The sequence below is a fragment of the Paraburkholderia sp. JHI2823 genome (genome assembly GCF_038900695.1).
In the GTDB taxonomy this organism is placed as follows: domain Bacteria; phylum Pseudomonadota; class Gammaproteobacteria; order Burkholderiales; family Burkholderiaceae; genus Paraburkholderia; species Paraburkholderia mimosarum.
In genome coordinates this window covers 1-489 of record NZ_JAYMRY010000218.1, presented here as the reverse complement: position 1 = coordinate 489, position 489 = coordinate 1, and the positions used below count along the sequence as shown (strand labels likewise).

Sequence of the window (489 nt, the reverse complement as noted above, 5' to 3'; positions counted from 1 at the left end):
CTCCGCAGGTATCCTGAGTAATGACGCGACACGCGGCTGATGCGATCGACACGGTGGTCGCGCGGGCTCGTGCCGTATCAGCACCTTGGCGAGCAAAGATGCGCGATCGTGCTCTGAAAGCGATCCGCGCCGATCGGCTTCAGCAGACACGCGCTCCAGTACTGCGCGTCGTGGTCCGAGGGCGGCACCGCGGTATGGACCAGAATCGGTACGTCGACGGATCGAGGCATCGATTTCAAACGGCGGCATAGGTCCGCGCCGTCCATGATCGGCATCATCCAGTCCGTAACAATCAGGTCGGGAACGTGGGCGACGACACAAGCGAGTGCTTCGGCGCCGTTGCTCGCGCAACTCACCTGATACCCTTCGCTTTCCAGAATCAGCCGCCATGCGGCCAAAATCTCCGGTTCATCGTCCACCAGCAATATCGAATACATCATGGTTTGCAGACGGAATTCGCTTCTTTGTCTGATGAGAACGCCGCAAGAC

At 59.5% G+C, this 489-nt stretch carries 1 protein-coding gene; it reads right to left on the bottom strand.

Translation table 11 applies throughout. The features are described 5' to 3' along the window. Positions 1 to 77 precede the first annotated feature (77 nt). Positions 78 to 489 (bottom strand): response regulator (locus tag VSR34_RS38370; RefSeq protein ID WP_342965228.1); only part of this gene is annotated, 412 nt, incomplete at its 5' end.